This is a genomic window from Enterococcus italicus DSM 15952 (assembly GCF_000185365.1).
Taxonomy (GTDB): domain Bacteria; phylum Bacillota; class Bacilli; order Lactobacillales; family Enterococcaceae; genus Enterococcus_G; species Enterococcus_G italicus.
This window is the reverse complement of sequence record NZ_GL622241.1, coordinates 833952-841883: the sequence shown is the minus strand read 5'-3', so window position 1 is coordinate 841883 and position 7932 is coordinate 833952. Positions and strand designations below refer to the sequence as shown.

The 7932-nt window shown below is 39.6% G+C and carries 11 protein-coding genes; 2 read left to right on the top strand and 9 right to left on the bottom strand.

From position 1 onward, the window contains the following. Positions 1-135: 135 nt before the first annotated feature. The 7 genes from HMPREF9088_RS03960 to HMPREF9088_RS03930 all read right to left on the bottom strand — a co-directional run bounded on the left by HMPREF9088_RS03960 (position 136) and on the right by HMPREF9088_RS03930 (position 5038). On the bottom strand, positions 136-834 hold the full coding sequence (locus HMPREF9088_RS03960; protein WP_040366359.1) for a DUF1129 domain-containing protein: 699 nt from the start codon (positions 832-834) through the stop codon (positions 136-138). 22 nt (positions 835-856) lie between these two features. Next, entirely contained in the window at positions 857-1957 is a 1101-nt protein-coding gene (gene ychF / locus HMPREF9088_RS03955; protein ID WP_007207856.1) for a redox-regulated ATPase YchF, read from the bottom strand. Positions 1958-1964: 7 nt separating this feature from the next. Beyond that, positions 1965-2153 (bottom strand): DUF951 domain-containing protein, encoded by a 189-nt coding sequence (locus HMPREF9088_RS03950; RefSeq protein WP_007207855.1) that lies wholly within the window; start codon positions 2151-2153, stop codon positions 1965-1967. 24 nt (positions 2154-2177) lie between these two features. Then, positions 2178-3065 (bottom strand): ParB/RepB/Spo0J family partition protein, encoded by an 888-nt coding sequence (locus HMPREF9088_RS03945; RefSeq protein WP_007207854.1) that lies wholly within the window; start codon positions 3063-3065, stop codon positions 2178-2180. Further along, positions 3055-3819 carry a ParA family protein gene (locus HMPREF9088_RS03940; RefSeq protein WP_007207853.1) on the bottom strand — a complete coding sequence of 255 codons (765 nt, stop codon included), beginning with the start codon at positions 3817-3819 and terminating at the stop codon, positions 3055-3057. Before HMPREF9088_RS03940 ends, HMPREF9088_RS03945 begins: the two co-directional genes overlap by 11 nt. A 12-nt stretch (positions 3820-3831) precedes the next feature. Continuing rightward, the gene (rsmG, locus tag HMPREF9088_RS03935) at positions 3832-4548 is read right to left on the bottom strand and encodes a 16S rRNA (guanine(527)-N(7))-methyltransferase RsmG (protein WP_007207852.1); all 717 of its coding nucleotides are present in this window, start codon (positions 4546-4548) and stop codon (positions 3832-3834) included. 217 nt (positions 4549-4765) lie between these two features. Then, positions 4766-5038 carry a DUF2922 family protein gene (locus HMPREF9088_RS03930; protein WP_007207851.1) on the bottom strand — a complete coding sequence of 91 codons (273 nt, stop codon included), beginning with the start codon at positions 5036-5038 and terminating at the stop codon, positions 4766-4768. A gap of 207 nt (positions 5039-5245) precedes the next feature. Between HMPREF9088_RS03930 and HMPREF9088_RS03925 the strand changes: the two genes are divergently transcribed. Next, positions 5246-5617: a GNAT family N-acetyltransferase gene (locus tag HMPREF9088_RS03925; RefSeq protein WP_007207850.1), complete on the top strand. Its 372-nt coding sequence runs from the start codon at positions 5246-5248 to the stop codon at positions 5615-5617. Positions 5618-5784: 167 nt separating this feature from the next. On the opposite strand, the gene HMPREF9088_RS03920 is transcribed toward HMPREF9088_RS03925, so the two are convergent. Then, positions 5785-6288, bottom strand: coding sequence for a hypothetical protein (locus HMPREF9088_RS03920; protein ID WP_081457061.1), 504 nt, complete (start codon positions 6286-6288; stop codon positions 5785-5787). Between the two features lie 89 nt (positions 6289-6377). On the opposite strand from HMPREF9088_RS03920, the gene HMPREF9088_RS03915 reads away from it, so the two are divergent. Beyond that, positions 6378-6806, top strand: a complete 429-nt coding sequence (locus tag HMPREF9088_RS03915) for an NUDIX hydrolase (protein WP_007207848.1) — start codon at positions 6378-6380, stop codon at positions 6804-6806. A gap of 330 nt (positions 6807-7136) precedes the next feature. On the opposite strand, the gene HMPREF9088_RS03910 is transcribed toward HMPREF9088_RS03915, so the two are convergent. Continuing rightward, a partial coding sequence (locus HMPREF9088_RS03910) for an alpha/beta fold hydrolase (RefSeq protein ID WP_007207847.1) occupies positions 7137-7932 on the bottom strand: 796 nt, incomplete at its 5' end.

Below are 7932 nucleotides of genomic sequence, written 5' to 3'. Positions count from 1 at the left end.
ATTGCAACCTTTTGGGTGTTCTGGCTTTTTGCTTGTCGTTTTTTTGGATTTAGTAGCACAAATTGCTTTATGACCCGCTTCCTTAAAACGAATAAAGCAAAGTTCTCAGCAAAAGGCTAAGAACTTTGCCACTCATTATTTTTTCGGACGTTGTGTTGCCATACTGCTGGCGATGTTGAATTTTTTCTTTAAATAAAAGCGACCAGCTAGGGCCACGGCACCCAATGCAATCGTCACAATGGATGGTAAGGTAAAGTTATACGGTGCTGGTAATAACTGTGTTACTGACAATAGAGCAAACCAAACGAAAAAGGCAGCCATTAAAATCAAGATTGTCTTCCACATTTTCGGACGTTGACTGCGGTCAGCACCGGGCTGTTCATATTGGTAAATGTATTTGTATGACAGGTAAAATACCCATCCTCCTACTGCTGAAGTAACAAGTAGGGTAACAAAGCCAAATGTCTGACTCTCACTTTTGGTTAATAGACTCATCAAGCCTGTAACAACCCCAAATAACCCAAAGATCAACAACGTATTGTCTAGCCACATCCACCAGGGTGATTTTGTTTCTTCGACTGGTGGTTCTTCCAATAGACGATCCATCTTTTCAGAGACTGTGCCAAATAATTGGCGAGCTGTTTTCCCTGTTTTTTGTTCTCTTACTAATACTGGCAACATTTCATGTAATGTTTTCGCTTGTTCTTCTTCAGAAAGGTTGGCTGCGACCATTGATTTTTTTAAATCAAAGATATATTGTTCATTGCGCTTGGTCAGTTGTGTTTCTAGTTCTCTATTTTCACTGACGTATGAACGAAGTACTTCTGGTTCCATCTTATTTCCCCCTTGCTCTCGCTTATACATTAAATCTAAACAACATAACATCGCCATCTTGCACGACGTATTCTTTTCCTTCTAAACGAACACGACCTGCTTCTTTGGCTGCTTGCATATTGCCGTAGTGATCTAAATCTTCAAATGAAACAGTCTCAGCTCGAATAAACCCTCGTTCAAAATCAGAATGGATGATCCCGGCCGCTTGCGGTGCTTTAATCCCTTTACGGAAAGTCCAAGCTCTTACTTCTTGCTCACCTGCTGTAAAGTACGTAGCCAAGCCCAGTAAGTCATACGCTGCTCGGATTAATTTATCTAAGCCAGATTCTTCGATACCTAAAGCTTCTAAAAATTCAGCCTTATCCTCTTCTTCTAACTCAGCAATTTCTTCTTCAGCGCGTGCACATACGACAATGACTTCTGCATTTTCACTTGCTGCAAAATTACGTACTTCTTGAACATAATGATTGCCTTCTGTATCAGCGACATCTTCTTCTGCCACATTAGCGACGTACAGCACTGGTTTAGTCGTCAATAAGAACAAGCTCTTGACAATTTTTTGCTCTTCTTCAGTAAATTCAATGGAACGTGCAGATAGTCCTTCTTCTAGGACTGGTTTAATTTTATCTAGCACCGCTAATTCAGCGACTGCTTGTTTGTCTTTGGTTTTAGCGACTTTGGCTACGCGCGTGTAGCGTTTCGTAATCGAGTCCAAGTCAGCTAATACTAATTCTAGGTTAATTGTATCAATATCTTCTAATGGATTAACCCGACCTTCTACGTGCGTAATATTGTCGTCGTCAAAACAACGAACCACATGACAAATTGCATCAACTTGGCGAATATGGCTCAAAAATTGGTTGCCCAATCCTTCCCCTTTACTTGCTCCGCGGACAATCCCAGCAATATCAGTAAATTCAAAAGTTGTCGGAACAGTCTTTTTAGGACGTACAAGCTCTGTTAATCGTTGCAAGCGCCAATCTGGTACTTCCACCATCCCTACATTTGGGTCGATTGTTGCAAACGGATAGTTCGCCGCCTCAGCGCCCGCTTTCGTAATTGCGTTAAATAATGTAGATTTACCAACGTTTGGTAATCCTACGATTCCAGCAGTCAATGCCATTTTTTCTTCACTCTTTCTCTGCTTTTTCTAGTACTTTTTTTAATTTTTTATCAAATTCTCGGCGTGGCATCATCACGATGTGTCCACAATTTTCGCATTTAATCTTGATGTCTGCCCCCATACGAATGATTTGCCAACGATTCGTTTGGCAAGCATGAGGTTTTTTCATCATGACAATGTCTCCAAAATCGTACATGCTTCTTTCCTCCAACTCGTTTTGCTATGCTTCATCAAAATGAATTTCTAATAAGTCTAAAATACGAGTCAAATCACTTTGCGAAAGATACTCGATTTCAATTTTCCCTTTGCCTTCTTTTTCACGAATCTCTACACTCGTACCGAATTTATCCATGAGACGGTCTTCGCTTTCTCTTAGATAGTAGGGCTTTTCTTTGATCATACGTGGGACTTTCTTCTTGCCTCGTGCTTCATTCGTTGCTGCAACCAACTGCTCCAATTGACGAACAGTTAGATTTTCTTTCACGCAACGATTGGCCATTTTTAGCATTTGATCTTTTTTCTTCAACCCTAAGAGCGTACGCGCTTGTCCCATCGATAAGCGTTCATCTTGTACCATTTCTTTGACTAGCTTGGGTAATGCCAAAAGGCGCAAATAGTTCGCGATATACGGACGGCTCTTACCTAAGCGCTCAGCCACTTCTGCTTGCGTCAGCTTTAAATTCTTCATTAACATATCATAGGCTTCTGCTTCTTCTAGCGGATTCAAGTCTTCCCGTTGCAAGTTTTCAAGAACGGCGACTTGCATCATCGCTTCTTCATCAAATGAGCGGATGATTGCAGGAATGGTTTCTTTTTTGGCTAGTTTTGATGCCCGAAACCGACGTTCACCTGCAATAATTTCATAGCCTTTGACCGCTGACTTACGAATAATGATTGGTTGAAAGACCCCAGATTGCTCTATAGAACTAGCTAGCTCTTGCAACGAAGACTCATCAAATGTCTTCCGTGGTTGATAGGGATTTGGTCGTAGTTCATTTAAAGGGACTTCGATTACTTCATCTCTTTGAACGTCAACTTCTTCCAAGCTAGCCATATCTTGAAACAATGCGTCTATTCCTTTACCTAATCCTTTGCCCTTATTTTTCACGAGCCAACACTTCCTTTGCTAATGCTTGATACACTTCAGCACCTTTCGAGCGAATATCGTAGTCGACAATCGATAGCCCATGACTAGGTGCTTCAGATAAACGGACATTTCTCGGAATCACTGTGTCGTACACTTTTTCTTGGAAATAGCGACGAACTTCTTCGACGACTTCAGCCCCTAAATTGGTCCGAGCATCAAACATCGTTAACAGCACGCCTTCAATTTCTAGACTTGGATTAAAGTGTTTTTGAACCAAGCGAACGGTATTCAATAATTGACTCAGTCCTTCAAGTGCATAATATTCACATTGGACAGGGATCAAAATCGCATCACTTGCCGTAAAGGCATTAATGGTCAGATGTCCTAATGAAGGTGGACAGTCAATCAAAATAAAGTCGTAGTTTGCATGAAGCTCACTTAAGGCTGTTTTCAAACGAGACTCGCGTGCCATCATGGAAGTCAATTCAATCTCTGCTCCCGCTAATTGCAACGTTGCTGGTACAATATCTAAATTTTCACGTGAACTTGGCAAAATCGCATCTGCAATAGGCACTTCATTGACTAATACATCATAGATATCTTGCTCCACATCAGGTTTGCGAATCCCCATACCACTTGTTGCATTTCCTTGCGCATCCATATCGACAAGGAGAACTTTTTGACCCATATAGGCCAAACAAGAGCCTAGGTTAACTGTCGTTGTCGTTTTGCCAACGCCGCCTTTTTGATTCGCAACTGAGATAATTCGTGCCATGATAGATCCTCCCTACTTAATCGGTTGTTTATTTGGTAACCCTGGCTTTCTCGGGTATTTTTTTGGTGTTTCTTTTTTCTTTTCAATTACTACAAAATGACGTGTGTCACCCGTAATAGGTAACGTCATAACCACATCTTCTTTGAACTTTCCACCTAGTTGTGCGATTGCTGGCTTGGCTTCTACCAATTCTTCTTCAGCTTTCGTTGCCTTCAAAGCGTAGAACACACCGCCTTTTTTCACTAACGGTAAGCATAGCTCGCTCAAGACATTCAAGCGCGCCACAGCACGGGCAGTCACATAATCAAACGACTCGCGAAAATCACGATTTTGTCCGAATGTTTCCGCACGATCATGGTATAACGAAACTTGCTCTAGTCCTAGTTCTTGGACAAGCTCATTTAAAAACGTGATCCGCTTATTTAATGAATCCACAATCGTCACTTGTAACGTTGGAAAAACTATTTTAAGAGGAATACTTGGAAATCCTGCTCCAGACCCAACATCACACAAGCTCGCATTGGCATCAAAATCCTCAGAAAATGCTAATAAAATTGAATCATAGAAATGCTTCAGGTACACTTCTTTTTCTTCAGTAATGGCCGTTAAATTAATCTTTTCATTCCACTCAACCAGTAGTTCAAAATACCGTTTAAATTGATACATTTGTTCATCCGTCAACTGAATTCCTTGGCTTTGTAGCTGAGTCTTAAATTCTTCTGGTAACATGAATCGTTCCTTTCAACGAAGCAGCCTAAACCGGCTCGTTTTCAATTTTGTGAAACAGATTGAATGTTTCACAGACTAAGTCTAAGTTTACCGCAAATTCACTCTTCTTACAATAGATGCCAGCCTCTATGTGTATTCCTTTAAAAAATCATTGCGTTTTTTAAATTACAGCAAAAAAGAAGTTGTTTCACGTGAAACAACTTCTTTTCCGGAAAACTCATGATTGTTTTCCCATCATTCGTTTATTTGCAATGTAATATCGTTCATTTTTATAGTGGTAGCACGAAAATAACTTTTGTGTCTTCTTTTCAACAATACGAATTTTGACAATCTTTTCAAATTCCCCATTCCCTGCAAACTGCTCCTGTGCCAAAAAATCCGTTACAATCGCAACAATTTCTTCATTCGATAATAACTCAGAAAAGTTCTGCGTTACAAATGTGTGCCGCCGTCCCTCTTTGTTCTCAAATGTAATCTTTAGTCGTCTCATTTAATCACTCCTTTACTCTATAAACGAAATGAAAGAGACAAACGTCAAAAATATTAAGCGTTTTCTTTTTTTGTGAATCGATATGCTTTTATGTATAAATATACATGGGTATTTATCACTTTATTTTGCATAATGATGCATTTGTTATACAATGTAACTGTCATATAAACAGAAAAGTTATCCACAGATTATTAGGAGGGACCGATAATGATTACTTATCGACAAGATGCTGCGATTGCTCTACCTGATTTGATGAACCTTTACACTCAAGTGGGGTGGTCTGCTTATACGCAGGATCCCGAGCAATTACAAGCAGCCATAACCCACTCCATTGCTGTTATATCAGCATGGAACGGCGACGAATTAGTGGGATTGGTACGCGCGGTAGGCGATGGCGTAACTATTTTATATATCCAAGACCTACTCGTGCTACCTAGTTACCAAAATCAAACAATTGGCACTCAGTTAATGCAAAAAATGATTGAAAGTTATCCACAAGTACGGCAGAAAGTTTTACTCACTGAAGAAGCACCCGACACGCGGCATTTTTATCAAAAAAATGGGCTTCTCCTCTTGTGATCAAGGAGAAGCCGTAGCCTTTTATCGTGAATTTTAGGTGTTTTACTCTTTTTAGGTTTGTTTAAGCTTCCCATCTTATACTCTATTCATACCCAAACAAACCAAACTTTTTTTCATTTCTTTCTCCCTGACTCGCTAGCCCCCAACTAGCGAGTTTTTTTTTAGTTTCACTCTCTTTTTGCCACATGTATTAGCTTTTCATTCGCAATAAGTACCACTTTGGTCTCATCTGAATGTGCTTTTAGTCTAGCCTTCACACTGATTGCCTCAATTGGTTCTTCTATCCGACTCACTAGATAACTTGGTAGCGTAACTGCTGGTGCTACTGTGAGTAGATAATGATCGCTATCAGTACGGTTCGCTTTTCGTTCATTAAAAAATGTTTGGACTTCAAAAAGAGAGGGAAACATATAGATACTTGATGCAAAAACGTCTTCTGGCAAATACCACAACAAATACTCTCTAGAAGAATCAGTACACTGTTTTTGGCGAAGAATGGTTACCAATTTATCAAATACTTCCGCTTGATGTGCTTGTGTGATTTTTCTTTTGTAATAACTAAAGGACTCTGCAATAAAAATTTCATCCTCCTGTCCACTTAAGTGTGCTAACGTATCTAAATTTTCGAACATACGGCGCCACTTACGCTTTAACCCACGTAGTTTTTTCACTCGCTACTCTCCTCTTACGATTCGTTTTCATATAAATAGGTATTTGCTCCCTTGATAGTCTATACTGACACTAATAAGGAGATGAATTTATGCAAGATATTCGAACAAAAATTGCTGGTGTTTCAGTTGATATTCGCGCGTGTGGTTTGTTACGAAACGGCGATGATTACCTTGTTTCCACTGAAAATGACGGAACACAGACCTTACATGTTGGCGCGATTAAAGTTGGCGAAACAACAGAAGATGCCGTTGTCCGTGAATTTTTTGAAGAGACTGCTTTACAAGTCATCCCAAATCGCCTATTAGCGCTAATTGAAAATCACTTTTGTATAAATAATCAGCCGTATCAGCAACTACTTTTTGTCTATGACGTGCACCTTAGTGATCCTACAAAGCGAGATCCGAAAAGTGAAGATGGTTGTACATCGCAATGGTTACCCAGAGAGCAAGTGACACAGCTACGCCCAGCTATTTTAAATGAACTCGTTCACCAGCCATTTTCAACTTCACCCAAATAATCAATCAAGAGCCTGCCTTTATTGATTATTTGGCTCGATAAAAAGACCAAGTGTTCATGAATTTTTTACACATGTTCAAAAACTCTTCAAACTTTCTTAGTACTCCTTTAATCTTTTTTGCTTATACTTCATCCATACCCAAACAAACCTAACCTTTTTTCATTTCTTTTCTCCCTGACCTGCTAGCCCCCACTAGCAGGTTTTTTTCTTTCTTTTTGGCTTTATGTTTTCTTTAAGTTCGACTCGCTATACTTCATTCATACCCAAACAAACCAAACTTTTTTTCATTTCTTTCTCCCTGACTCGCTAGCCCCCAACTAGTGAGTTTTTTTATTTCTCGCTTGTCAGCAACTGGTTCACGTGCATACTCACAAAAGGCACTGCGCTCCACTGCAAATAATGATTCCCTGCGACCGAATAAAGATGAACAGTAGTGGACTTTAGAAACAGCGAATGTTGGTATTCAGTAAGCCGCTCATTCGTTGCTAAGATAACTATTTTTTTCTTTGGTACATTTTGCTCCACGATCTCTAAGTCTTCCAATACCTTTAGTACGTGGCCATCTTCGTACAATAATGACTGATTTCCATATGCAGCAAAAAAAATAGTCGCATTTTCAAGGCGTTCACTTGGCAAATTATTGGGATTGACAACTGCTAAAAACTCTTCAATTGTTAACTCGCCTTCGTTTTTAGCTTTTTGAATGCTCTCTGGCGTTTGGTGTTGCTGTTCGTTTGTTTCAGCTATTACTAATGCCTTCACTCCATTATAGGTTGGTTCGATTACTAGTATCTGCTCTACTAATTCTGGATAGCGATACGCAAATAACAAAGCATAACTACCTCCCATACTATGGCCAACAAGGGTGACACTAGTGATTTGCTCTTCTTTTAGGACCGCTATTAAATTTTGTAAAATATTTTCTGTTGATCGTTCCATGTATGACTGAATACTGCGACCCGTTCCTATTGTATCAATAGCTAAATACCCACATTCTGAAGGCAATCGGTCAATAATCGATTTGAAATTATAATAACAACTATCCCCGCCAAATCCTGGAATAAACAAAACTGTTCGTTGGTTTTGATCTGCTCTTCGATAAACATAAAAAAGTTCACCTAATTTT